Source organism: Lysinibacillus irui, assembly GCF_028877475.1.
In the GTDB taxonomy this organism is placed as follows: Bacteria; Bacillota; Bacilli; order Bacillales_A; family Planococcaceae; genus Lysinibacillus; species Lysinibacillus irui.
This window is the reverse complement of sequence record NZ_CP113527.1, coordinates 4256348-4278474: the sequence shown is the minus strand read 5'-3', so window position 1 is coordinate 4278474 and position 22127 is coordinate 4256348. Positions and strand designations below refer to the sequence as shown.

The 22127-nt window shown below is 39.9% G+C and carries 37 protein-coding genes and 2 pseudogenes; 37 read left to right on the top strand and 2 right to left on the bottom strand.

Translation table 11 applies throughout. From position 1 onward, the window contains the following. Window positions 1-22: 22 nt before the first annotated feature. From rplC to rpsI, 35 genes and pseudogenes are all read left to right on the top strand, one after another. Window positions 23-652: a 50S ribosomal protein L3 gene (rplC, locus tag OU989_RS21615; protein ID WP_004233625.1), complete on the top strand. Its 630-nt coding sequence runs from the start codon at window positions 23-25 to the stop codon at window positions 650-652. A 26-nt stretch (window positions 653-678) separates the two neighbouring features. After that, a complete protein-coding gene (gene rplD / locus OU989_RS21610) occupies window positions 679-1302 on the top strand; it encodes a 50S ribosomal protein L4 (protein ID WP_004233626.1) in 624 nt (207 codons plus the stop codon). Next, window positions 1302-1586, top strand: a complete 285-nt coding sequence (gene rplW, locus OU989_RS21605) for a 50S ribosomal protein L23 (RefSeq protein WP_004233628.1) — start codon at window positions 1302-1304, stop codon at window positions 1584-1586. Before rplD ends, rplW begins: the two co-directional genes overlap by 1 nt. Window positions 1587-1633: 47 nt before the next feature. Continuing rightward, window positions 1634-2464 carry a 50S ribosomal protein L2 gene (gene rplB / locus OU989_RS21600; RefSeq protein ID WP_036124661.1) on the top strand — a complete coding sequence of 277 codons (831 nt, stop codon included), beginning with the start codon at window positions 1634-1636 and terminating at the stop codon, window positions 2462-2464. A 60-nt stretch (window positions 2465-2524) separates the two neighbouring features. Continuing rightward, window positions 2525-2803 carry a 30S ribosomal protein S19 gene (gene rpsS, locus OU989_RS21595; RefSeq protein WP_004233637.1) on the top strand — a complete coding sequence of 93 codons (279 nt, stop codon included), beginning with the start codon at window positions 2525-2527 and terminating at the stop codon, window positions 2801-2803. Between the two features lie 22 nt (window positions 2804-2825). Next, window positions 2826-3170 (top strand): 50S ribosomal protein L22, encoded by a 345-nt coding sequence (gene rplV, locus OU989_RS21590; protein WP_004233639.1) that lies wholly within the window; start codon window positions 2826-2828, stop codon window positions 3168-3170. A 3-nt stretch (window positions 3171-3173) separates the two neighbouring features. Then, entirely contained in the window at window positions 3174-3827 is a 654-nt protein-coding gene (gene rpsC / locus OU989_RS21585; RefSeq protein ID WP_004233642.1) for a 30S ribosomal protein S3, read from the top strand. Window position 3828: 1 nt separating this feature from the next. Then, window positions 3829-4263: a 50S ribosomal protein L16 gene (gene rplP / locus OU989_RS21580; RefSeq protein ID WP_004233644.1), complete on the top strand. Its 435-nt coding sequence runs from the start codon at window positions 3829-3831 to the stop codon at window positions 4261-4263. After that, complete coding sequence (gene rpmC / locus OU989_RS21575; RefSeq protein WP_004233646.1) at window positions 4253-4453, top strand: 50S ribosomal protein L29; 201 nt, start codon at window positions 4253-4255, stop codon at window positions 4451-4453. The genes rplP and rpmC overlap by 11 nt, the downstream gene beginning before the upstream one ends. 18 nt (window positions 4454-4471) lie before the next feature. After that, window positions 4472-4735 carry a 30S ribosomal protein S17 gene (gene rpsQ / locus OU989_RS21570; protein WP_004233648.1) on the top strand — a complete coding sequence of 88 codons (264 nt, stop codon included), beginning with the start codon at window positions 4472-4474 and terminating at the stop codon, window positions 4733-4735. 43 nt (window positions 4736-4778) lie between these two features. After that, window positions 4779-5147 carry a 50S ribosomal protein L14 gene (gene rplN, locus OU989_RS21565; RefSeq protein WP_004233650.1) on the top strand — a complete coding sequence of 123 codons (369 nt, stop codon included), beginning with the start codon at window positions 4779-4781 and terminating at the stop codon, window positions 5145-5147. Window positions 5148-5182: 35 nt separating this feature from the next. Beyond that, window positions 5183-5491, top strand: a complete 309-nt coding sequence (gene rplX / locus OU989_RS21560) for a 50S ribosomal protein L24 (RefSeq protein ID WP_053482809.1) — start codon at window positions 5183-5185, stop codon at window positions 5489-5491. 28 nt (window positions 5492-5519) lie between these two features. Further along, window positions 5520-6059 (top strand): 50S ribosomal protein L5, encoded by a 540-nt coding sequence (gene rplE / locus OU989_RS21555; RefSeq protein ID WP_004233654.1) that lies wholly within the window; start codon window positions 5520-5522, stop codon window positions 6057-6059. A gap of 21 nt (window positions 6060-6080) precedes the next feature. After that, window positions 6081-6266: a type Z 30S ribosomal protein S14 gene (locus OU989_RS21550; RefSeq protein WP_004233656.1), complete on the top strand. Its 186-nt coding sequence runs from the start codon at window positions 6081-6083 to the stop codon at window positions 6264-6266. Window positions 6267-6295: 29 nt separating this feature from the next. After that, window positions 6296-6694, top strand: coding sequence for a 30S ribosomal protein S8 (gene rpsH / locus OU989_RS21545; protein ID WP_004233658.1), 399 nt, complete (start codon window positions 6296-6298; stop codon window positions 6692-6694). 30 nt (window positions 6695-6724) lie between these two features. Next, a complete protein-coding gene (gene rplF / locus OU989_RS21540; protein WP_274794950.1) occupies window positions 6725-7264 on the top strand; it encodes a 50S ribosomal protein L6 in 540 nt (179 codons plus the stop codon). A gap of 32 nt (window positions 7265-7296) precedes the next feature. Further along, complete coding sequence (gene rplR, locus OU989_RS21535; RefSeq protein ID WP_274794949.1) at window positions 7297-7656, top strand: 50S ribosomal protein L18; 360 nt, start codon at window positions 7297-7299, stop codon at window positions 7654-7656. A gap of 21 nt (window positions 7657-7677) precedes the next feature. Then, window positions 7678-8181, top strand: coding sequence for a 30S ribosomal protein S5 (gene rpsE, locus OU989_RS21530; protein ID WP_004233664.1), 504 nt, complete (start codon window positions 7678-7680; stop codon window positions 8179-8181). Between the two features lie 13 nt (window positions 8182-8194). Beyond that, window positions 8195-8377, top strand: coding sequence for a 50S ribosomal protein L30 (rpmD, locus tag OU989_RS21525; RefSeq protein ID WP_004233668.1), 183 nt, complete (start codon window positions 8195-8197; stop codon window positions 8375-8377). Window positions 8378-8411: 34 nt separating this feature from the next. After that, entirely contained in the window at window positions 8412-8852 is a 441-nt protein-coding gene (gene rplO / locus OU989_RS21520) for a 50S ribosomal protein L15 (protein WP_004233670.1), read from the top strand. Further along, window positions 8852-10147 (top strand): preprotein translocase subunit SecY, encoded by a 1296-nt coding sequence (gene secY, locus OU989_RS21515; protein WP_274794948.1) that lies wholly within the window; start codon window positions 8852-8854, stop codon window positions 10145-10147. The genes rplO and secY overlap by 1 nt, the downstream gene beginning before the upstream one ends. Window positions 10148-10217: 70 nt before the next feature. Next, a complete protein-coding gene (locus OU989_RS21510) occupies window positions 10218-10871 on the top strand; it encodes an adenylate kinase (protein ID WP_274794947.1) in 654 nt (217 codons plus the stop codon). A gap of 249 nt (window positions 10872-11120) precedes the next feature. Then, a pseudogene (locus OU989_RS21505) lies at window positions 11121-11198 on the top strand (type I methionyl aminopeptidase); the annotation flags it as partial. An 86-nt stretch (window positions 11199-11284) separates the two neighbouring features. Beyond that, window positions 11285-11503 carry a translation initiation factor IF-1 gene (gene infA / locus OU989_RS21500; RefSeq protein WP_004233690.1) on the top strand — a complete coding sequence of 73 codons (219 nt, stop codon included), beginning with the start codon at window positions 11285-11287 and terminating at the stop codon, window positions 11501-11503. A gap of 37 nt (window positions 11504-11540) precedes the next feature. Beyond that, complete coding sequence (gene rpmJ / locus OU989_RS21495; protein WP_000868344.1) at window positions 11541-11654, top strand: 50S ribosomal protein L36; 114 nt, start codon at window positions 11541-11543, stop codon at window positions 11652-11654. Window positions 11655-11678: 24 nt separating this feature from the next. Next, window positions 11679-12044: a 30S ribosomal protein S13 gene (rpsM, locus tag OU989_RS21490; RefSeq protein ID WP_004233729.1), complete on the top strand. Its 366-nt coding sequence runs from the start codon at window positions 11679-11681 to the stop codon at window positions 12042-12044. Window positions 12045-12069: 25 nt separating this feature from the next. Next, window positions 12070-12459 carry a 30S ribosomal protein S11 gene (rpsK, locus tag OU989_RS21485; protein ID WP_004233731.1) on the top strand — a complete coding sequence of 130 codons (390 nt, stop codon included), beginning with the start codon at window positions 12070-12072 and terminating at the stop codon, window positions 12457-12459. A gap of 139 nt (window positions 12460-12598) precedes the next feature. Continuing rightward, entirely contained in the window at window positions 12599-13543 is a 945-nt protein-coding gene (locus tag OU989_RS21480) for a DNA-directed RNA polymerase subunit alpha (protein WP_004233733.1), read from the top strand. A gap of 56 nt (window positions 13544-13599) precedes the next feature. After that, the gene (gene rplQ, locus OU989_RS21475; protein WP_012296051.1) at window positions 13600-13980 is read left to right on the top strand and encodes a 50S ribosomal protein L17; all 381 of its coding nucleotides are present in this window, start codon (window positions 13600-13602) and stop codon (window positions 13978-13980) included. A gap of 428 nt (window positions 13981-14408) precedes the next feature. Then, a complete protein-coding gene (locus tag OU989_RS21470; RefSeq protein WP_274794946.1) occupies window positions 14409-15254 on the top strand; it encodes an energy-coupling factor ABC transporter ATP-binding protein in 846 nt (281 codons plus the stop codon). After that, entirely contained in the window at window positions 15230-16102 is an 873-nt protein-coding gene (locus OU989_RS21465) for an energy-coupling factor ABC transporter ATP-binding protein (RefSeq protein ID WP_274794945.1), read from the top strand. The genes OU989_RS21470 and OU989_RS21465 overlap by 25 nt, the downstream gene beginning before the upstream one ends. Next, on the top strand, window positions 16099-16896 hold the full coding sequence (locus OU989_RS21460; RefSeq protein ID WP_274794944.1) for an energy-coupling factor transporter transmembrane component T family protein: 798 nt from the start codon (window positions 16099-16101) through the stop codon (window positions 16894-16896). Before OU989_RS21465 ends, OU989_RS21460 begins: the two co-directional genes overlap by 4 nt. 14 nt (window positions 16897-16910) lie before the next feature. After that, window positions 16911-17651, top strand: coding sequence for a tRNA pseudouridine(38-40) synthase TruA (gene truA / locus OU989_RS21455; RefSeq protein ID WP_274794943.1), 741 nt, complete (start codon window positions 16911-16913; stop codon window positions 17649-17651). A 178-nt stretch (window positions 17652-17829) separates the two neighbouring features. Beyond that, window positions 17830-18267, top strand: coding sequence for a 50S ribosomal protein L13 (rplM, locus tag OU989_RS21450; RefSeq protein WP_004233742.1), 438 nt, complete (start codon window positions 17830-17832; stop codon window positions 18265-18267). Between the two features lie 25 nt (window positions 18268-18292). After that, window positions 18293-18685 (top strand): 30S ribosomal protein S9, encoded by a 393-nt coding sequence (gene rpsI / locus OU989_RS21445; protein WP_004233744.1) that lies wholly within the window; start codon window positions 18293-18295, stop codon window positions 18683-18685. Window positions 18686-18792: 107 nt separating this feature from the next. On the opposite strand, the gene OU989_RS21440 is transcribed toward rpsI, so the two are convergent. Together OU989_RS21440 and OU989_RS21435 are read right to left on the bottom strand one after the other, a co-directional pair. Then, window positions 18793-19272, bottom strand: a complete 480-nt coding sequence (locus OU989_RS21440; protein ID WP_274794942.1) for a nucleoside deaminase — start codon at window positions 19270-19272, stop codon at window positions 18793-18795. Window positions 19273-19289: 17 nt separating this feature from the next. Then, on the bottom strand, window positions 19290-19898 hold the full coding sequence (locus OU989_RS21435) for an ankyrin repeat domain-containing protein (RefSeq protein WP_274794941.1): 609 nt from the start codon (window positions 19896-19898) through the stop codon (window positions 19290-19292). Window positions 19899-20450: 552 nt separating this feature from the next. Here OU989_RS21435 and OU989_RS21430 point away from each other — a divergent pair. Both OU989_RS21430 and OU989_RS21425 read left to right on the top strand, forming a co-directional pair. Continuing rightward, window positions 20451-21278 (top strand): annotated as a pseudogene (locus OU989_RS21430) (DUF4822 domain-containing protein); the annotation flags it as partial. Window positions 21279-21409: 131 nt separating this feature from the next. Then, entirely contained in the window at window positions 21410-22123 is a 714-nt protein-coding gene (locus OU989_RS21425; RefSeq protein ID WP_274794939.1) for an N-acetylmuramoyl-L-alanine amidase, read from the top strand. Window positions 22124-22127: the final 4 nt, after the last annotated feature.

Sequence of the window (22127 nt, the reverse complement as noted above, 5' to 3'; positions counted from 1 at the left end):
AAACTTACAGGAGGTGTGACAAATGGCTAAAGGAATCTTAGGTAGAAAAATTGGTATGACACAAGTTTTCGCTGAAAACGGCGATTTAATCCCGGTAACAGTTATCGAAGCTACTCCAAACGTAGTTCTTCAAAAGAAAACTGTTGAAACAGACGGCTACGAAGCAATTCAAGTTGGTTTCGAAGATAAGCGCGTTAAGCTTTCTAATAAACCAGAACAAGGTCACGTAGCAAAAGCGAACACTGCTCCTAAGCGCTTCATTCGTGAATTCCGCAACGTGAACGTGGAAGAATACGAAGTTGGTCAAGAAGTCAAAGTAGAAATTTTCGCAGAAGGCGATGTAATTGATGTAACAGGTGTTACTAAAGGTAAAGGTTTCCAAGGTGTTATCAAACGCCACGGTCAATCTCGTGGTCCAATGGCCCACGGTTCTCGTTACCACCGTCGTCCTGGTTCAATGGGTCCAGTTGCTCCGAACCGCGTATTCAAACAAAAGAAATTACCTGGTCAAATGGGTGGCAATGTAGTTACAATCCAAAACTTAGAAATCGTGAAAGTTGATACAGATCGTAACTTACTACTTGTTAAAGGTAATGTTCCTGGTTCTAAAAAAGCTCTAGTTACAGTAAAAACTGCAATTAAAGCTAAGTAATCACTTCAGGAAAGGAGGAAACAGGAATGACAAAAGTATCTGTACTTAGTCAAACAGGTGCTTCAGTTGGTGAAATCGAATTAAACGATGCGATCTTCGGAATCGAGCCAAATGAAGCAGTATTATTCGACGCTGTAGTAGCTCAACGTGCTTCTCTTCGTCAAGGTAATCACAAGGTTAAAAACCGTTCTGAGGTTGCTGGTGGTGGTCGTAAACCATGGCGTCAAAAAGGAACTGGTCGTGCTCGTCAAGGTTCTATCCGTTCTCCACAATGGCGCGGCGGTGGTATCGTATTCGGTCCTACTCCACGTAGCTACTCTTATAAATTACCTAAAAAAGTTCGTCGTTTAGCTCTTAAATCAGCTTTATCAGCTAAAGTAGTAGAACAAAACTTCTTAGTTCTTGATGCTCTAACTCTAGCAGCACCAAAAACAAAAGAATTCACAAAAATTCTTAAAGATCTTTCTTTAGAGAAAAAATCTTTATTCGTAACTGCTGACCTAGATGAAAACGTAGCATTATCTGCTCGTAACATCCCAGGTGTAACAGTTTTAACTGCAAATGGAATCAACGTTCTTGATCTATTAGGTCATGATAAAGTTGTATTCACTAAATCTGCAGTAGAAAAAGTTGAGGAGGTGCTTGGATAATGGAAGCACGTGATATTTTAAAACGTCCGGTCATTACTGAGCGTTCTTCAGAACTTATGGCAGAGAAAAAGTATACTTTCGAAGTAGACACTCGCGCTAACAAAACTCAAGTAAAAGACGCTGTAGAAGAAATCTTTGGCGTAAAAGTTGAGAAAGTAAACGTTCTTAACTACAAAGGTAAATTCAAGCGTGTTGGCCGTTACGGTGGTTACACTAACAAACGTCGTAAAGCGATTGTTAAATTAACTGCTGATAGCAAAGAAATCGAATTATTCGAAATGTAATCCTTAATGGATATATGATTTGAACACTCAAGAAGGAGGGAAACACAATGGCGATTAAAAAGTATAAACCTACCTCTAATGGTCGTCGTAACATGACGTCATTAGACTTTGCGGAAATTACAACTAACAAGCCTGAGAAATCATTGCTTGAACCAACTAAACGCAAAGCTGGTCGTAACAACCAAGGTAAAATCACTGTTCGTCATCATGGTGGTGGTCATAAGAAGCAATACCGTGTTATCGATTTCAAACGTGTTAAAGATGGCATTCCGGCAAAAGTTGCTACTATTGAATATGATCCAAACCGTTCTGCGAATATCGCATTAATCAACTACGCTGATGGAGCAAAAGCTTACATCTTAGCACCAAAAGGTCTAGAGGTTGGTCAAACAATCGTTTCTGGTCCAGATGCTGATATTAAAGTAGGTAACGCATTACCATTAGCAAACATTCCAATGGGTACAACAATCCATAACATCGAGTTAAAACCTGGTAAAGGTGGACAATTAGTACGTTCAGCTGGTACTTCTGCTCAAGTACTTGGTCGTGAAGATAAGTACGTAATCGTTCGTCTACAATCTGGTGAAGTACGTTTAGTTTTAGCTACTTGCCGCGCTACAATCGGTCAAGTTGGTAACGAACAACACGAACTTGTACACATCGGTAAAGCAGGTCGTAGCCGTTGGTTAGGTAAACGCCCAGAAGTTCGTGGTTCTGTAATGAACCCTAACGATCACCCACACGGTGGTGGTGAAGGACGTTCTCCAATCGGACGTAAATCACCAATGACTCCTTGGGGTAAACCAGCACTTGGTTACAAAACTCGTAAGAAGAAAAACAAATCGGATAAATTTATCATCCGTAGTCGTAAAAAATAAAGTGATTAAACTACGGTTCTATGTGAGAGCCGTGGTGGAATCACGGAGGGAGGTTCCTACATGGGTCGCAGCTTGAAAAAAGGACCTTTTGTTGATGACCACTTAATGAAAAAAGTGGAAGCACAAGAGGCTTCTGAGAAAAAACAAGTTATTAAAACTTGGTCACGCCGTTCTACAATCTTCCCGAACTTCATCGGTTTAACGATTGCTGTATATGATGGACGTAAACATGTTCCTGTATACGTAACAGAAGATATGGTAGGCCATAAACTTGGTGAGTTCGCACCGACACGTACTTACAAAGGTCACGGTGCAGACGACAAGAAAACAAGACGCTAATTTTGAGAGGAGGTAAATCCTAATGACACAAGCTAAAGCTATCGCTCGTACAGTACGCATTGCTCCTCGTAAAGTACGTCTAGTTGTAGACTTAATCCGAGGTAAGCAAGTTGGTGAAGCAGTTGCAATTTTACGTCATACTCCAAAAGCGGCGTCTCCAGTCGTTGAGAAAGTATTAAAATCTGCAGTTGCTAACGCTGAGCACAATTACGATCTTGACATCAACTCTTTAGTAGTTTCTGAAGTATTTGTTGACGAAGGTCCAACATTAAAACGTTTCCGTCCACGTGCACAAGGACGTGCAAGCGCAATTAACAAACGCACAAGCCACATTACTCTAGTGGTATCTGAGAAGAAGGAGGGTTAATCCGTGGGTCAAAAAGTACATCCAATAGGACTACGCGTTGGTATTATTCGTGACTGGGAGTCAAAATGGTACGCTGAAAAAGACTATGCAACTCTACTTCACGAAGACATCAAAGTGCGTAAATATATTGAAACGGCTCTTAAAGACGCTTCTGTTTCTAAAGTAGAAATCGAACGTGCTGCAAACCGTGTAAACATTACAATTCACACTGCGAAACCAGGTATGGTAATCGGTAAAGGTGGTACTGAAGTTGAAAACCTTCGTAAATACCTTAGCGATTTAACTGGTAAACGTGTACACATCAACATTATCGAAATCAAACGTGCTGATCTTGACGCTCGTCTAGTAGCTGAAAACATCGCTCGTCAATTAGAAAACCGTGTATCATTCCGTCGTGCGCAAAAGCAAGCGATCCAACGCACAATCCGCGCTGGTGCAAAAGGAATTAAAACACAAGTATCTGGTCGTTTAGGTGGCGCTGATATCGCGCGTGCTGAACATTATAGTGAAGGAACTGTTCCACTTCATACTCTACGTGCTGACATCGACTATGCACACGCAGAAGCTGATACTACTTACGGTAAATTAGGCGTTAAAGTATGGATCTACCGTGGTGAAGTTCTTCCTACGAAGAAATCTGTGGAAGGAGGCAAATAATATGTTATTGCCTAAACGCGTTAAATACCGTCGTGAACACCGCGGCAACATGCGTGGCGAAGCGAAAGGCGGTAAAGAAGTAACTTTCGGCGAATGGGGCTTACAAGCTCAAACTGCTAGCTGGATTACTAACCGTCAAATCGAATCTGCTCGTATCGCGATGACTCGTTACATGAAACGTGGCGGTAAAGTTTGGATTAAAATCTTCCCACATAAACCTTACACTAAAAAACCTCTAGAAGTCCGCATGGGTTCTGGTAAAGGTTCTCCTGAAGGTTGGGTAGCAGTAGTTAAACCAGGAAAAGTAATGTTCGAAATTGCTGGCGTATCTGAAGAAGTTGCACGTGAAGCACTTCGTTTAGCATCACACAAACTTCCTGTTAAATGTAAGATCGTAAAACGTCAAGAAACTGGTGGTGAATCTAATGAAAGCTAATGAAATCCGTGACCTTGCTACTTCTGAAATAGAATTAAAAGTGAAATCACTGAAAGAAGAGCTTTTCAACCTTCGCTTCCAATTGGCGACTGGTCAATTAGAAAACACAGCTCGTATTCGTGAAGTGCGTAAAGCAATCGCGCGTATGAAAACTGTTATTCGTGAAAGAGAAATCAGTGCAAATAACTGATAAAGGAGGTTTTCAAGTATGACTGAGCGCAATCAACGCAAAGTTTACACGGGCCGCGTTGTTTCAGATAAAATGGACAAAACTGTAACTGTTTTAGTTGAAACTTACAAAAAGCACAAGCTTTATGGTAAGCGTGTAAAATACTCTAAAAAGTTTAAAGCTCATGATGAGTTAAACACAGCGAAAATCGGTGATATCGTACGTATCATGGAAACTCGCCCGCTATCAGCTACTAAACGTTTCCGTCTAGTAGAAGTTGTAGAAAAAGCGGTTATTATTTAATAACTATTTCGGAACAACCAATTTCCGAAGGGAGGTAACCTAAGTGATCCAACAAGAAAGTCGTATGAAAGTTGCTGACAACTCAGGTGCACGTGAAGTTCTTACAATTAAAGTGCTTGGTGGCTCTGGCCGTAAAACTGCTAACATCGGTGATATCGTTGTTTGTACAGTTAAGAAAGCAACACCAGGTGGCGTTGTCAAGAAGGGTGACGTTGTTAAAGCTGTTATCGTTCGTACTAAATCAGGCGTTCGTCGTAAAGACGGCACGTACATCAAATTTGATGAAAATGCTTGTGTAATTATTCGTGATGATAAATCACCACGCGGAACTCGTATTTTCGGACCTGTTGCACGTGAACTACGTGACAGCAACTTCATGAAAATCGTTTCTCTAGCTCCAGAAGTTCTTTAATTTCATGACAGTGCCAATCAAGGAGGTGCGACAGCATGCATGTAAAAAAAGGTGACAAGGTTAAGGTGATCACTGGTAAGGATAAAGGCAAAGAAGGCGTAATCCTTGCAGCTTACCCAAAACAAGATCGCGTTCTTGTTGAAGGTGTGAACATCGTGAAAAAACACGTTAAACCTAACCAATTGAATCCACAAGGTGGTATTGTAAGCCAAGAGGCTGCAATTCACGTTTCGAACGTAATGCTAATCGATCCTAAATCTGGCGAGCCGACTCGTGTAGGTTATAAAATCGAAAACGGTAAAAAAGTTCGTGTAGCAAAAAAATCAGGTGCAGTAATCGACTAATTAGTATAAATAGAAGGGAGGTACACACATGAGCCGCCTAAAAGAAAAATATTTAAATGAAGTTTCACCTGCTCTTATGAGCAAATTTGGATATAAATCAGTTATGCAACTACCAAAAGTTGAGAAAATCGTTATCAACATGGGTGTTGGTGATGCAGTTCAAAACTCAAAAGCGCTAGATGCAGCTGTTGAAGAATTAACAATTATCACTGGTCAAAAACCAGTAGTAACTAAAGCGAAAAAATCGATCGCAGGTTTCCGTCTTCGTGAAGGTATGCCTATCGGTGCTAAAGTTACATTACGCGGTGAGCGTATGTATGAATTCTTGGACAAATTAATTTCTATCTCACTACCTCGTGTACGTGACTTCCGTGGTGTTTCTAAAAAAGCATTCGATGGTCGCGGTAACTACACTTTAGGTGTTAAGGAACAATTAATTTTCCCAGAAATCGATTACGATAAAGTTTCAAAAGTACGCGGTATGGACATCGTGATCGTAACGACAGCGAATTCTGACGAAGAAGCTCGCGAGTTATTGACACAATTCGGTATGCCGTTCCAAAAGTAATCAAACAAGGAGGGCGAAAACGTGGCTAAAAAATCTATGATCGTTAAACAACAACGTAAGCAAAAGTTTAAAGTGCAAGAGTATACACGTTGTGAACGCTGTGGTCGTCCACATTCAGTATATCGCAAATTCAAACTTTGCCGTATTTGTTTCCGAGAACTTGCATATAAGGGACAAATTCCTGGCGTGAAAAAAGCCAGCTGGTAATCCCCTAATTTGGGAAGGAGGTAAATGTAATGACAATGACTGATCCGATTGCAGATATGCTTACTCGCATTCGTAATGCGAACATGGTTCGTCACGAGAAGTTAGAAGTACCAGCTTCCAACGTGAAAAAAGAGATCGCTGAAATTTTAAAGCGTGAAGGTTTCGTACGTGACGTAGAATACGTGGAAGACAACAAACAAGGTATCATCCGTATCTTCTTAAAATACGGTAAAGATAACGAGCGTGTTATCACTGGCTTAAAACGTATTTCTAAACCTGGATTACGTGTATATGCTAAAACAAATGAAGTACCTAAAGTATTGAACGGTCTTGGTATCGCTTTAGTGTCAACTTCACAAGGTTTATTAACAGATAAAGAAGCTCGCGCTAAACAAGTTGGCGGAGAAATTCTAGCATACGTTTGGTAATTAGCAATAAATGAATGGAGGTGCAACTAAATGTCTCGTGTAGGTAAAAAAATTATCGAGGTACCTGCTAACGTAACTGTTACTGTTGATGCAAACAACACTGTTACTGTTAAAGGTCCTAAAGGCGAACTTGTTCGTTCTTTCCACCAAGATATGAAAATTGAGCAAGAAGGTAACGTAATCACTGTATCTCGTCCTTCTGAATCAAAAGAACACCGCACAAACCACGGTACTACTCGTGCGCTTCTTGCGAACATGGTTACTGGTGTTTCTGCAGGTTTCGAAAAAGCTTTAGAACTTATCGGTGTTGGTTACCGTGCGCAATTACAAGGTAAAAAACTTGTACTTAACGTTGGTTACTCTCATCCAGTAGAGTTCACACCTGAAGATGGTCTTGAAATTGAAGTTCCTTCTAACACTAAAATCATCGTAAAAGGTATCAGCAAAGAACGCGTTGGTGCTCTTGCATCTAACATCCGTGACGTTCGTCCACCAGAGCCTTATAAAGGTAAAGGTATTCGTTATGAAGGCGAATATGTACGTCGTAAAGAAGGTAAAACAGGTAAATAATGCTGCTTAAGCATTAGAAAGGAGTGACCCTTGTGATTACGAAACAAGATAAAAATCAGGTTCGTAAAAAACGTCATGCTCGTGTACGTTCTAAAATTTCGGGTACTGCTGAGCGTCCACGCTTAAACGTATTCCGTTCTAACAAGAACATTTACGCGCAACTTATCGATGACGTAGCAGGCGTAACAATTGTTAGCGCATCTTCTCAAGAAAAAGGTTTCGAAGGTGCTGGTAGCAATGTTGACGCAGCAACTAAAGTCGGTGAAACAATCGCAAAACGCGCTACGGAAAAAAATATTACTGCTGTAGTATTTGACCGTGGTGGTTACTTATATCATGGACGCGTTAAAGCTTTAGCTGAAGCTGCACGTGAGAACGGTTTAGAATTTTAATAAGAAGGAGGGACACATTTCATGAGTCGTATTGACGCAAACAAACTTGGAGAACTTGAAGAACGCGTAGTTACTATTAACCGTGTTGCTAAAGTTGTTAAAGGTGGACGTCGCTTCCGCTTCACAGCATTAGTTGTAGTTGGCGATAGAAACGGTCATGTTGGTTTCGGTACTGGTAAAGCTCAAGAGGTGCCAGATGCTATCCGCAAAGCTGTTGAAGATGCGAAGAAAAACTTAATCGAAGTGCCACGCGTAGGTGGAACAACTCCACACTTAGTGCAAGGTCGCTTTGGTGCAGGAGAAATCCTAATCAAACCTGCTGCTCCTGGTACAGGAGTTATCGCTGGTGGTCCAGTACGTGCCGTACTAGAACTTGCTGGTATTACTGATATTCTTTCAAAATCACTTGGATCTAACACACCAATTAACATGGTGCGTGCTACAATTCAAGGTTTAACTGAATTAAAACGCGTAGAGGACGTAGCTAAATTACGTGGTAAATCAGTGGAAGAACTATTAGGATAAGGGGGGAAAGATAATGGCTAACAAATTAGAAATCACCCTTACTAAATCTGTGATTGGTACTAAACCTGCACAACGCAAAACTGTTGAAGCTTTAGGTTTACGTAAATTACACCAAACTGTAGAGAAAGCTGATAACGCAGCTACTCGCGGTATGCTTGATAAAGTAGCTCACTTAGTTACTGTAAAAGAAATTTAATTTTCAATTATTGAACAAGGAGGTGCCACCCACTATGAAACTGCATGAGTTAAAACCAGCAGAAGGTTCTCGTAAGCAACGCAATCGCGTTGGTCGTGGTATCGGTTCTGGTAACGGTAAAACAGCAGGTAAAGGTCATAAAGGTCAAAACGCTCGTTCTGGTGGCGGTGTACGCCCAGGCTTTGAGGGCGGTCAAAACCCATTATTCCGTCGTTTACCTAAACGTGGCTTTACGAACATCAACCGTAAAGAATACGCGATCGTTAACCTTGATGCTTTAAACCGTTTCGAAGACGGTGCAGAGGTAACTGCTGCATTATTACTTGAAACTGGTCTAGTGAGTAACGAAAAAGCTGGAATTAAAGTTCTTGGTAACGGAACTCTTAATAAAAAGCTTACTGTTAAGGCTCATAAATTCTCAGCTTCAGCTAAAGAAGCAATTGAGAATGCCGGCGGAACTACTGAGGTGATTTAATGTTTCAGACAATCTCTAACTTTATGCGTGTTCGAGATATAAGAAATAAAATCATTTTCACTCTTTTAATGTTAATCGTTTTCCGTATTGGAACATTTGTTCCGGTACCTAACGTTGACGCTAATGTATTAAAGGCAACTGATGAGTTTAACCTCGTTGGTTTCCTCAATACTTTTGGCGGTGGTGCTTTAAAGAACTTCTCCATCTTTGCGATGGGGATTATGCCTTACATCACAGCCTCAATCATTGTTCAGTTATTGCAAATGGACGTAGTACCGAAATTTGCTGAGTGGGCAAAGCAAGGTGAAGTCGGAAGACGTAAGCTTGCACAATTCACTCGCTACTTTACTATTATTCTTGCTTTTATCCAATCATTCGCAATGTCATTCGGTTTTAACAGAATGTACGGTGGATCATTGATTAAAGAAGAAGGCGTTCTAACGTATGTTACAATTGCTATAGTATTGACAGCGGGTACAGCATTCCTAGTATGGCTTGCTGAGCAAATTACTGCTCATGGTGTTGGTAATGGTATTTCTGTTGTCATTTTCGCAGGTATCGTTGCAGCATTGCCTACAGGAATTAACCAAATCTTTGCACAGCAAATCGAGGGTGCAGGAGATAAATTATTTATCAACATCATCATCCTTGCGTTGCTTGTATTAGTTTTATTAGCAGTTGTTGTTGGAGTTATTTACGTGCAACAAGCACTTCGTAAAATTCCAATTCAATATGCAAAACGAGTTACTGGGCGTAACCAACAGACGGGTGGTCAACAAACGCATTTACCGTTAAAAGTAAATGCTGCAGGGGTTATTCCTGTAATCTTTGCTTCGGCGTTTCTGATGACACCTCGTACGATAGTTCCGTTCTTCGGTGAAAATAATGTAACAACATTCATTAATAACACTTTTGATTATACAAAACCTGTTGGGATGATTATTTATGTTGCATTAATCATCGCGTTCACATATTTCTATGCATTCGTACAAGTGAATCCAGAAAATGTGGCAGATAACTTGAAAAAACAAGGTGCTTATATTCCGGGTATTCGTCCTGGTGAAAACACTCAAACGTATTTAACAAGCGTGTTATATCGACTGACATTTGTCGGCGCGATTTTCTTAACTGTTATTTCTGTAATGCCGATTATATTCATAAACTTTATGAATTTACCTGCTTCAGTGCAGATCGGTGGTACTAGTATTATTATCGTAGTCGGCGTAGCGCTGGAAACGATGAAGCAGCTAGAATCTCAACTTGTTAAACGTCACTACAAAGGCTTTATGAAGTAATGTTGGTTTTTAGGGAACGTTCCATCGTTTCCTTAAATCAGCAAACCTTTTGTGGGAGGAATATTTCCTAATGAATATCGTTTTAATGGGTCTGCCAGGTGCTGGTAAAGGCACACAGGCAGATAAAATTGTTGAGAAGTACGCAATTCCTCATATTTCTACAGGCGATATGTTCCGTGCTGCAATCAAAGAAGGTACTGAACTAGGCTTACAAGCTAAATCGTTTATTGATCAAGGTGCACTTGTACCAGATGAAGTAACGATTGGTATTGTTCGTGAGCGACTGGCTAAACCTGACTGTGAAAAGGGATTCTTACTTGATGGATTCCCACGTACTGTTCCTCAAGCTGAAGCTTTAGATAGCATCCTTGCTGATCTAAATAAAGCGATTGAGCATACAATCAACATTCAAGTTGAAAAAGATGAGTTAATCGCTCGTCTATCAGGTCGACGTATTTGTAAAACTTGTGGTACTTCTTATCATTTAATTTTCAACCCTCCAGCTGAGGAAGGAAAATGTGATAAAGATGGTGGCGAGCTTTATACACGTGCAGATGATAATCCTGAAACGGTTGCGAACCGTCTGGAAGTAAATATGAAACAAGCACAACCTTTACTTGATTTCTACAAAGCAAAAGGTGTGTTAACTAATATAGATGGACAGCAAGATATTAACAAAGTGTTTGCTGATCTTGATGCTCTTTTACAGGGCAGCCGCAGCTGATACCCGGCTCCGGGCGCAGAATACTGCTTCCGCGGGAGGCATGCGGGAGCAACAACGAAACATAATTTTTTTGAGAGTTGCAAAAGCATATTGTGCCCGGTATATATTTCTACCAAAAAGTGCAACATACCTTTTGGAGGAGTATAATGGGTTTCGTGGAAGCATCTGTGTAACGGGTATGAATATCTCATCCAAGACATTCCGGTATTCGTGTAAACATGGGAGATTCAGTGCCCTTACTGGTTCTGTATATTCCGTGGATTGTGTGAAGCGAAACCAGACGAGCGTCTTTCAAACATCTCTCATACAATCCAAACATATGTTGAAACGAGGTTGCTTCTATAGTTGCAGCAGATATCCGTTTGATGTAACGATGAGAACTTTAATTTGCATATAGAGAGGAGACAGAGTAGATGGCGAAAGATGATGTAATTGAAGTCGAAGGGACAGTTGTTGAGACTTTGCCAAACGCGATGTTTAAGGTAGAATTAGAAAATGGACATGTGATTCTAGCACACGTATCTGGTAAGATTCGTATGCACTTTATCCGTATTCTACCTGGAGATAAGGTTACTATCGAGTTATCTCCTTATGATTTAACTCGCGGTCGTATCACATACCGTTTTAAATAATCTTTTGCGCTCCGGACTACTAAGGAGGTTAGGTTAGATGAAAGTGAGACCATCTGTGAAACCGATCTGCGAAAAATGTAAAGTAATTCGCCGACGCGGTAAAGTAATGGTAATCTGTGAAAATCCTAAACATAAACAAAAACAAGGTTAATTCTAAAGGAGGTGCACAACGTACATGGCACGTATTGCTGGTGTTGATATTCCTCGCGACAAACGCGTGGTAATTTCATTAACGTACATTTTCGGTATTGGTAAAACTACAGCTCAGAAAGTACTAGCTGATGCAGGTATTTCAGAAGATACACGCGTACGCGACTTAACTGAAGATGAGTTAAACAAAATCCGTGAACAATTAGATTCTTACAAACTTGAAGGTGACTTACGTCGCGAAACTTCATTAAACATTAAACGTCTGATGGAAATCGGTTCATTCCGTGGTATCCGTCACCGTCGTGGCTTACCTGTTCGTGGTCAAAATACGAAGAACAATGCGCGTACGCGTAAAGGTCCTCGTAAAACAGTTGCGAACAAGAAAAAATAATTGGTAAAGGAGGTTCCTTCTTAACATGGCTCGTAAACAACAAACTCGTAAACGTCGTGTGAAAAAGAATATCGAATCTGGTATTGCACACATTCGTTCTACATTTAACAATACAATCGTAACGATTACAGATATGCAAGGTAACGCTGTATCTTGGTCAAGTGCTGGTGCTCTTGGTTTCCGTGGTTCACGTAAATCTACACCATTCGCTGCTCAAATGGCTGCAGAAACTGCTGCTAAAACATCCCTTGAACATGGTCTGAAAACGTTGGAAGTAACTGTTAAAGGTCCTGGTGCTGGTCGTGAAGCTGCTATTCGTGCACTTCAAGCTGCTGGTTTAGAAGTAACTGCTATTAAAGACGTTACTCCAGTTCCTCATAATGGTTGCCGTCCGCCAAAACGTCGTCGCGTGTAATGGGTGCGTCTCATATTGTATGAGAACATCATTTTTTGTACAGACTGTCTTGTGCAGATAATAAACGATACGTCATTGACGATCGAATCTATGATGGAAAGAACCTATACATTCGATGTTTTGAAGGAGGGTAAATAAAATGATCGAAATTGAAAAACCAAAGATTGAAACGGTGGAGATCAGCGAAGATTCCAAATATGGAAAGTTTGTTGTAGAACCGCTTGAACGCGGATATGGAAACACTTTGGGTAATTCTTTACGTCGTATCCTTCTGTCTTCATTACCAGGAGCTGCTGTCACTTCAATTCAAATTGATGGTGTTCTTCACGAATTCTCAACTGTAGAAGGCGTAGTAGAAGATGTAGCTTCAATCATTTTGAACGTGAAAAAACTAGCTCTTAAAATCTACTCTGACGAAGAAAAAGTTATTGAGATTGATGTAAAAGGCGATGGTACAGTTACGGCTGCTGACATTACACATGACAGTGACGTAGAAATTTTAAACCCAGATCTATATATTGCAACAATCGCTAAAAACGGTCATTTACGTATGCGTATGTATGCACAACGTGGCCGTGGTTACACTCCTGCTGATCAAAACAAACGTGAGGATCTTCCTATCGGCGTGATCCCGATCGACTCTATTTACACTCCAGTATCACGCGTCAATTTCCAAGTGGAAAATACTCGTGTTGGTCAGTCTTCTGACTACGACAAACTTTCTCTTGATGTGTGGACAGATGGCAGCATCGGTCCGAAAGAGGCGATTTCGCTCGGAGCAAAAATTTTAACCGAGCATCTTAACATCTTCGTTGGCATGACGGATGAGGCACAAACTGCTGAAATCATGGTCGAAAAAGAAGAAGATCAAAAAGAAAAAGTTTTAGAGATGACTATCGAAGAGCTTGATCTTTCTGTTCGTTCTTACAACTGTTTAAAACGCGCTGGTATTAATACAGTACTAGAACTTGCGAATAAATCAGAAGACGATATGATGAAAGTTCGTAACCTTGGACGTAAGTCACTAGAAGAAGTAAAAGCGAAGTTAGAAGAGCTTGGTTTAGGATTACGCAAAGAAGACTAAGCGATTTAAAACAACTAACAAGATCAGATTTTTTTCTATAAAGGAGGGAAACATCCATGGGTTACAGAAAACTTGGTCGTACAAGTTCTCAACGTAAAGCGATGTTACGTGACTTAGCTACTGATTTAATCATTAACGAGCGTATCGAAACTACTGAGGCTCGCGCTAAAGAAGTACGTAAAGCTGTTGAAAAAATGATTACTTTAGGTAAACGCGGAGATTTACACGCACGCCGTCAAGCTGCTGCATTCATCCGTCGTGAACTAGTAACAACGACTGATGCTGAAGGTAACGAAACAACATCATTTGCACTTCAAAAGTTATTTGATGATGTTGCACCACGTTATGCAGAGCGTCAAGGTGGTTACACTCGTATTCTTAAAGTAGGTCCTCGTCGTGGTGACGGTGCACCTGTTGTTGTGATTGAACTAGTTTAATCATAAGAGAAAACTTGTGGTGAAGAGGGTGGGAATCACCACCCTCTTTCTTTATAAATGATTTATACGACAAATAATTAAGCTGAGCGTTATGATGAGCGGACACTCTATGTGGTGTGGCGTCTCGTTTAGCTCTCCGCACCTCATTCAGGAGAAATAAGGGCTTGAGCACCCGTATTTCTTGTAAATGTAACGACTAGCGCATTTCTATCGAATGAGGTGCGCGCTTTTTTATTATTAAAGATAGCGCCAATTTGTGGTGCTTTTTTTAATATATGGGTTTTATTTTGTTATCCATTACCCAATTATTAGTTTGACGTGTTATTGTAGTATTTTTCTTTTATCGACATACGGAATGTAGTAGAATTCATACATAAAAAAGTGTAAGTTAGTTAGTAGAGCAGAGCATGGAGAGAGGAGTTCTAGATATGCCTGAAATTTTATCTTTAAATAATGTGACTTTTTCATATACGCCAGAAGATCAAGCTAGCCGTAATGCTGTCGAAAACGTTAGCTTTGCAGTTGAAGAAGGTGAATGGATTGCCATAGTAGGTCATAATGGATCTGGTAAATCTACAATCGCTAAGTTGATGAATGGTTTATTATTTCCTCAACAAGGAGATGTACGTATATTACGTGAGCCTTTAAGTGAAGATAACCTTTGGGAGTCCCGCTCTTTAATAGGAATGGTATTTCAAAACCCTGACAATCAATTTGTCGGTGCAACCGTGCAAGATGATGTAGCATTTGCACTCGAAAATAACGGTGTACCTTTTGAGGATATGGTAAAGCGTGTCCATGCAGCACTGGAGCAAGTAAAAATGAGCCAGTTTTTAGACCATGAACCGCATCATCTATCAGGAGGGCAAAAACAGCGTGTTGCCATCGCTGGAGCACTTGCATTAAAGCCAAAGCTTCTTATTTTAGATGAGGCTACATCTATGTTAGATCCACAGGGGCGTGCAGAGGTGTTGCAAACTGTCCAGACCTTACGTGCGGAAACAGGATTAACAGTTATATCGATTACACATGATTTAGAAGAGGCGATGCTAGCAAATCGTGTTCTTTTTATGAATGATGGCAAGAAATTTGCAGAAGGTACACCTGCTGAAATCTTTGCACTCGGGGACAAGCTAGTTGAATTCGGACTGGATTTACCATTTGCCTTGAAGTTATCAAAGCTATTGCAAAAGGAAGGTGTTCCGTTAATGGGACAACATATGACAGAAGAAGAGTTGGTGAATGATTTATGGACATCAAACTTCAACAAGTAAGCTATGCCTATTCGCAGGGGACGCCTTTTGAAAAGAGGGCTCTTTTCGATGTAGATTTTGATATCCCCTCCCATACTTATCAAGCGATTATTGGCCATACTGGTTCTGGTAAATCGACTATTCTTCAGCATTTTAACGCACTTCTAAGACCTACTTCAGGAGAAGTACATATTGGGGATCGCATTATTGTAGCTGGTAAAAAAGCAAAAGATTTAAAAGCTGTACGTCAAAAGGTCGGTATTGTCTTTCAGTTTCCAGAGCATCAATTATTTGAAGAAACGGTTTTAAAGGATATTATGTTTGGCCCTATGAACTTTGGAGTATCAGAGGAGGAAGCCGAAGCTCGTGCAAGGGAACTGGTTAGCTTAGTTGGCTTACCTAACAACGTACTTGAGAAATCCCCATTCGATTTATCAGGCGGTCAAATGCGTCGAGTGGCGATTGCAGGTGTTTTAGCAATGGACCCAGAGGTTATTGTATTAGATGAACCTACGGCTGGTCTTGATCCACGAGGTCAAAAAGAAATAATGGATATGTTTTATCAGCTTCATCAAGAACGACACCTCACAACAATTTTAGTAACACATAGTATGGAGGATGCGGCACGATATGCGGATAATATTGTGATTATGCATGAAGGTAAGAATGTCTTAAGTGGAACACCACGGGATATTTTTAAAGATGTAGAAACATTAAAGAGTTTCCGCTTAGAGCCACCACGTATTGTTCGCTTTCAGCAGAGGGTTGAGCATATGATAGGACGTTCCTTCTCTAAGGTTTGCTTAACAGAGGAGGAGCTTGCAGCTGAAATTGCTCAAGGCCTAAGAGAGGAGCGTGGAGAGCCATGATGGAAAAAATGATATTTGGACGCTTCCTCCCTGGTGATTCACCTGTGCATAAACTGGATCCAAGGTCTAAGCTCATTTTCGTCTTTGCGTTTATTATTATTGTCTTTTTGGCGAATAATACAGTGACATACGCTATGTTACTGGCATTTACACTATTGGTAGTTTTAATATCACGGATTCGCCTATATTTTTTAATTAATGGATTAAAGCCTGTTATCTTTCTGATGGCCTTCACATTCCTTCTTCATATATTTATGACAAAAGAAGGCGTTCCTATTTTTGAATCAAAGTTCATTACCATTTATGATGAAGGAATTAGACGAGGGATCTATATTTCTATACGATTTCTAGTATTAGTCTTTATGACGTCGATTTTAACATTAACAACATCACCTATTTCTATTACAGATGGTATTGAGGTGCTTCTAAATCCATTAAAAGCATTGAAGGTACCAGTACATGAATTGGCTTTAATGATGTCTATTTCATTGCGTTTTATTCCGACCTTAATGGATGAAACAGATAAGATTATGAAAGCACAAATGGCACGAGGTTCAGACCTATCCTCTGGACCGATAAAAGATAGAATAAAAGCTGTCGTACCATTGCTTGTACCTCTCTTTGTCAGTGCCTTTAAGCGAGCTGAGGACTTAGCAACAGCGATGGAGGTAAGAGGCTATCGTGGTGGTGAAGGTCGTACTAGATATCGTAGACTAAAATGGGATATGGGCGACACATTTGCGCTTGTGCTATTAGTAGCAATAGGCGTATTGCTATTCTTCTATAGAAGTTAAAAGGAGTAAGCTTTATGCGACGATTAAAAGTAATTATCAGCTATGATGGAACGCATTTCTCAGGCTATCAAGTACAGCCTGGGGAACGTACAGTGCAGGCTGAACTGGAGCGAGTACTAGCTATTATGCATAAAGGGGAAAAGATTAAAGTAACTGCAAGTGGGCGTACAGATGCTAGAGTTCATGCAACAGGGCAAACATTGCATTTTGATACACCACTCTCCATTCCAACAGAAAAGTACCACAAGGCATTGAATGTACAGCTACCTAGAGATATTCGTGTATTATCGGTAGAGGAAGTGGCAAATGACTTTCATGCACGCTACAGCGTTGTAGGGAAAAGATACCGCTATATATGGTCTTGTGAGCTTATTCAAAGCCCATTCCGCAGACATTACACGGTTGAGACAAATGGGGTTAAGCCTAATGTTGAGGCAATGCAGGAGGCAGCAAAGGCTATAATCGGTACACATGACTTTTCGTGCTTTTGTGCAGCGAATACAAGTGTGAAGGATAAGGTACGCACGGTTAAGACTCTGCAATTTGAATGGCATGGAGAAGAGCTTCATATGGTGATTGAAGGTAATGGCTTTTTATATAATATGGTGCGTATTATTGCAGGTACACTTTGGGAGGTTGGTGTAGGTCGTCGTACAATAGACAACTTGGCACTTGTAGTCGCTTCTGAAGATCGTGATAAAGCCGGAAAAACCGCGCCACCACAAGGGTTATACTTAGAAAAGGTGTTCTATTAGTGGGGTTCTGAAATTCTGAACAACATCACCAGGTGTTTAATGAAATTGCTTGACTTTAGAAGTCATTCATTATATGATAACAGATGGTATTTTCATTACCACCACAAATAAGCCCCGAAACTTATAGTGTAGTTTAATGAAAAATAACGGTAATCGAATCGATTAGGAGGATATATACATGCGTACAACATTCATGGCTAAAGGTCACGAAGTAGACCGTAAATGGTTAGTAGTTGATGCAGAAGGCCAAACTCTTGGACGTTTAGCTTCTGAAGTAGCTGCAATCTTACGTGGTAAACATAAACCAACATTCACACCAAACGTTGACACAGGTGATCACGTAATCATCATCAACGCTGACAAAATCCATTTAACTGGTAACAAATTAGAAGGTAAACTTTACCGTCACCACACTCAATTCGCTGGTGGTTTAAAAACTCGTACAGCTGGTGAAATGCTAGACAAGTACCCAACACGAATGATCGAATTAGCAGTTAAAGGAATGCTTCCTAAAAACTCTTTAGGTCGCAAAATGTTCACTAAACTTAATGTTTACACTGGAACAGAGCATCCACATGCTGCACAAAAACCAGAAGCATACGAGCTTCGCGGATAATATAAATTAAGAGGAGGATATTACTTTGGCACAAGTTCAATACATCGGCACTGGTCGCCGTAAAAGCTCTGTAGCTCGCGTACGTTTAGTACCAGGTACAGGTAAAATTGTTATCAACAAACGTGAAATCGAAGAATACGTACCATTCGCTGCATTACGTGAAGTAATTAAACAACCATTAGTAGCTACTGAAACTACAGGAAGCTATGATATCCACGTAAACGTTAACGGTGGTGGATACACTGGTCAAGCTGGTGCTGTTCGTCACGGTATCGCTCGTGCTCTACTTCAAGTAGACCCAGATTTCCGTGCTGCATTAAAATCAGCTGGATTACTTACTCGTGATTCACGCATGAAAGAACGTAAAAAACCAGGTCTACGCGGCGCTCGTCGTGCACCTCAGTTCTCAAAACGTTAATATCAGCGTTTATACAAAAACTCTTTCTACTTTTGTGGAAAGAGTTTTTTTGTTAGGAAGCAATATAAAAGAGCAATCTTTGGAGTGATCCCAAAGATTGCTTAGTATTATTTTTTATGAAACTGACGATGTAGTTGATGCACCTGTTCAGCTAGTTCTGCCACCGGGCCTTCTACGATAGTATCTTGAATTACTTCTTGTATGGATAGATTACGAACACGGGATGCAGAAGATATCTCCATATCTTTTAGCCATTGTGCTAATTGTTTAGAGGAGCTAGCATAAACAATTCTTCCTAACCCCACCCAGCCATGAGCCGCAGCGCACATTGGGCAATGTTCGCCTGAAGTGTAAACTGTTGCCGTACTTCTTTCCTCGGGACTCATATTTTTAGCTGCCCAACGTGCCAATGCAAATTCGGGGTGCTGTGTATGGTCACCACCAGATACATGATTTTGATCTTCTGCTAGCACCTCGCCATTAGCAGCCACAAGAATCGAACCGAATGGCTCATCACCAGCATCTAGCGCATTTTGGGCAAGTTCAATACATCTCTTTAGATGCTTTAAATCTGTTTCTTGAATCATGAAAAATCCTCCTTATGTTAGCTATTAGAAGAGCGCTCAGATTCTGCGTTTTTTAAAATACTTTCGATTTCATGAAAACCTAATTTTTTCGCATGCTGCAACGGTGTAATACCGTCTCTATCGCCAATATTTAAATCAGCACCATAATCGACCAATAATTGTACGACTTCCTGATGTTTCTCACCTCCATTACCTAATATGACTGCTTCTAATAGGGCTGTCCAATGTAAATGATTAATGTGATTAACATCAATATCTGAATGATTAAGTAGCTCACGAACTACTTCTACATGTCCACGTTCTGAAGCTGGTATGATAGCTACCCCCCCAAAGCGATTCGTTAGCTTTGTATCAGCTCCTGCTGCTATAGCAAGCTTTACTATTTCAAGGTAGCCTGATGCACCTGCATGTAAAAGTACATTCTCAAGATTATTATCTCTACTATTAATATCAGCGCCATGCTCAATAAGTACCCTCACAGTATCCACCTGATTATTATAGGTTGCAGCTAAGACAGCTGTTCTTCCAATTTGATCGGTGGTATTGATATTCACTCCATTTTGCAGAAGCGATAATACTATCTCCGTATTACCGTTCGCCGCGTTAATAATCAATTGATCATCCATTTCCTCCACCTTCTTTCATTATATCTCCACAATAAAGCAGCTAAATGTTACTAGCAGAACTGATTTCGTGCTATAGCATCATTAACCGTCTTATAAAAATATGGTAACATGGAGCATTTTACATGAATAATATTTAAAAAATATGCATGGCTTAGCTTTTTCATATAATAGACAAGGACAGTTGTACAACGATGATAACGAAGAACTTGTTTGATAAGTCAGTTGCCCCATTTAAAATTATTAAAAATATTTTCGCATAAGTTTATGCTTTTTTAAGAAATTATTTAGAGGAAGTTTAACATTCCGTTTTAATATAGTTTTGAAGGTATAAGAAACCTTTCGTTTTTTCATAATGAGTTTGACATAACTCAAAAATATAAACAGTGGAGGTAACTAGCTATGAAAAAGTTCTTAATAATTTCTGTTGCAGCAATGGCACTACTTGCAGCATGTCAAGATAAGGAGCCTGCAAAAGGCAACACTACGAATAGTGAGGAAGTAAAAACAGAAGGTGCTACATCAGAAAATCCAACGAATGACCAAGCGCAGGAGCAATTAACGAAGGGTCAAGAAATGGCCAATATTCTAAGCAGTACAAACTGGCAAGGTACAAAAGTATACGATAAGGATCAAAATGATTTAACCGCGGAGAACTCAAATTTCATCGGTTTAGCAAAGTATGATGTTGCAACAGGTCACTATGAATTTTTTGATGCTGCTACAGGTGAAAGTCGTGACGATAAAGGAACATTCTTTATTACAAATGATGGGAAACAAAGGATTTTAATTTCTGAATCCAAGAACTATCAAGCCGTTGTAGAGATTATTGAGTTAAACGATAGTATCTTTACTTATAAACGAATGGGGAAGGATGCTGCTGGGAATGATGTAGAAGTATTTGTGGAACATATACCTTATAAAGAAAAAGATTTGGCATTTACAGATTCGGATAAAACACTAGATGCATCAACTGGTGATATTGTTACAAACATTGATGGAGACAAAATTTTAGCAAACACACTATGGCATGGAACTGTTGTTTTAGATGAAGCGGGTCATGATGTAACAGAATTCAATTCAAATTTCATCAGCATTGCAAAATATGATGCTGATACAAATAAATATGAATTTTTCAATCCTGAAACGGGTGAAAGTCGTGGAGACTATGGCTACTTTGATGTCATCCATGATAATAAAATAAGAGCTCACGTTTCTCTTGGTGACAATAAATATGGTGTCGCACTTGAAATTACTGAAATGAATGATAAGAAGTTTACGTACAAACGAACAGGTAAAGATAAAGATGGTAATGATGTAACGGTATTTGTAGAGCATGAGCCATACGAAGGTGAATTCGAGTCAGAATTTACAATGCAATAAAATTGTTCTTCCTCCCTTTAATATAGAAGAAACTAAAACTCTCAAGTTCAATACTTGGGAGTTTTTTTTTCTTTCTGGCATAGTTCATCCACTAATTTCGTACACTATATGTAAAAGGGTGGTGGATATGGGTGAAGCGCTGGCTTGCACTAGGAGTAATTATGCTAATGAGTATAGTGGTCGTGGCATATGAAACAAATGCTTCGGACCGTAACTTCTTTTTACCAGACCCACTTGGTGGCATTAAAATTGTCATTGATGCAGGGCATGGTGGGGAGGATGGAGGAGCTTCAAAGGGCGAAGTAATTGAAAAGGATATTACACTTGCAATTGCTCAGCATGTAGAGAAGCAATTAAAGAAGAAAGGCGCAACAGTTGTAATGACACGTACAAAAAATGGAGATGTTATTGATGAGCATGCGCCATCAGAAAAATATGGGACATTAAGAGAACGGAAAAAGCAGGATATCTTTTTAAGAAAGGATATCGTGGAAAAAGAAAAACCAGATGTGTTTATTACAATTCATGCAAATGCCATACCGGAAACAAAATGGCGTGGTGCCCAAGTATTTTATCATAAGGAAGGACATGCTGATGGTGAGATATTAGCTAAAAGTATTCAGCAATCCATTCGTAATAACTTAAAAAACACCGATCGAGAAGCGTTGTCTATTAAACAAATCTATTTACTGAAGAAAGCGGAAGTACCTGCAGCATTAGTGGAAACTGGATTTATTAGTAATGATGAGGAACGTGCACTATTAATAGATAAGAATTACCAAGAAAAAATGGCAGATGCTATAGTTGAAGGTATAGAAGAGTATTTATTAGCTAAAATTGAGTAGAGCA

Coding starts and splice junctions, on each gene's coding strand:
- OU989_RS21470 (WP_274794946.1), top strand. CDS start 14,409: ATGCCTGAAATTTTATCTTTAAATAATGTGACTTTTTCATATACGCCA.
- rplQ (WP_012296051.1), top strand. CDS start 13,600: ATGGGTTACAGAAAACTTGGTCGTACAAGTTCTCAACGTAAAGCGATG.
- rpsH (WP_004233658.1), top strand. CDS start 6,296: ATGACAATGACTGATCCGATTGCAGATATGCTTACTCGCATTCGTAAT.
- rplX (WP_053482809.1), top strand. CDS start 5,183: ATGCATGTAAAAAAAGGTGACAAGGTTAAGGTGATCACTGGTAAGGAT.
- rplD (WP_004233626.1), top strand. CDS start 679: ATGACAAAAGTATCTGTACTTAGTCAAACAGGTGCTTCAGTTGGTGAA.
- rplM (WP_004233742.1), top strand. CDS start 17,830: ATGCGTACAACATTCATGGCTAAAGGTCACGAAGTAGACCGTAAATGG.
- rpsQ (WP_004233648.1), top strand. CDS start 4,472: ATGACTGAGCGCAATCAACGCAAAGTTTACACGGGCCGCGTTGTTTCA.
- rpsM (WP_004233729.1), top strand. CDS start 11,679: ATGGCACGTATTGCTGGTGTTGATATTCCTCGCGACAAACGCGTGGTA.
- rplP (WP_004233644.1), top strand. CDS start 3,829: ATGTTATTGCCTAAACGCGTTAAATACCGTCGTGAACACCGCGGCAAC.
- rplE (WP_004233654.1), top strand. CDS start 5,520: ATGAGCCGCCTAAAAGAAAAATATTTAAATGAAGTTTCACCTGCTCTT.
- rplW (WP_004233628.1), top strand. CDS start 1,302: ATGGAAGCACGTGATATTTTAAAACGTCCGGTCATTACTGAGCGTTCT.
- OU989_RS21440 (WP_274794942.1), bottom strand. CDS start 19,272: ATGATTCAAGAAACAGATTTAAAGCATCTAAAGAGATGTATTGAACTT.
- OU989_RS21465 (WP_274794945.1), top strand. CDS start 15,230: ATGGACATCAAACTTCAACAAGTAAGCTATGCCTATTCGCAGGGGACG.
- rpsS (WP_004233637.1), top strand. CDS start 2,525: ATGGGTCGCAGCTTGAAAAAAGGACCTTTTGTTGATGACCACTTAATG.
- OU989_RS21460 (WP_274794944.1), top strand. CDS start 16,099: ATGATGGAAAAAATGATATTTGGACGCTTCCTCCCTGGTGATTCACCT.
- OU989_RS21435 (WP_274794941.1), bottom strand. CDS start 19,898: ATGGATGATCAATTGATTATTAACGCGGCGAACGGTAATACGGAGATA.
- rplF (WP_274794950.1), top strand. CDS start 6,725: ATGTCTCGTGTAGGTAAAAAAATTATCGAGGTACCTGCTAACGTAACT.
- rpsK (WP_004233731.1), top strand. CDS start 12,070: ATGGCTCGTAAACAACAAACTCGTAAACGTCGTGTGAAAAAGAATATC.
- rplV (WP_004233639.1), top strand. CDS start 2,826: ATGACACAAGCTAAAGCTATCGCTCGTACAGTACGCATTGCTCCTCGT.
- rplC (WP_004233625.1), top strand. CDS start 23: ATGGCTAAAGGAATCTTAGGTAGAAAAATTGGTATGACACAAGTTTTC.
- rpsE (WP_004233664.1), top strand. CDS start 7,678: ATGAGTCGTATTGACGCAAACAAACTTGGAGAACTTGAAGAACGCGTA.
- rpmD (WP_004233668.1), top strand. CDS start 8,195: ATGGCTAACAAATTAGAAATCACCCTTACTAAATCTGTGATTGGTACT.
- rpmJ (WP_000868344.1), top strand. CDS start 11,541: ATGAAAGTGAGACCATCTGTGAAACCGATCTGCGAAAAATGTAAAGTA.
- truA (WP_274794943.1), top strand. CDS start 16,911: ATGCGACGATTAAAAGTAATTATCAGCTATGATGGAACGCATTTCTCA.
- secY (WP_274794948.1), top strand. CDS start 8,852: ATGTTTCAGACAATCTCTAACTTTATGCGTGTTCGAGATATAAGAAAT.
- OU989_RS21510 (WP_274794947.1), top strand. CDS start 10,218: ATGAATATCGTTTTAATGGGTCTGCCAGGTGCTGGTAAAGGCACACAG.
- rplB (WP_036124661.1), top strand. CDS start 1,634: ATGGCGATTAAAAAGTATAAACCTACCTCTAATGGTCGTCGTAACATG.
- rpmC (WP_004233646.1), top strand. CDS start 4,253: ATGAAAGCTAATGAAATCCGTGACCTTGCTACTTCTGAAATAGAATTA.
- OU989_RS21480 (WP_004233733.1), top strand. CDS start 12,599: ATGATCGAAATTGAAAAACCAAAGATTGAAACGGTGGAGATCAGCGAA.
- rplO (WP_004233670.1), top strand. CDS start 8,412: ATGAAACTGCATGAGTTAAAACCAGCAGAAGGTTCTCGTAAGCAACGC.
- infA (WP_004233690.1), top strand. CDS start 11,285: ATGGCGAAAGATGATGTAATTGAAGTCGAAGGGACAGTTGTTGAGACT.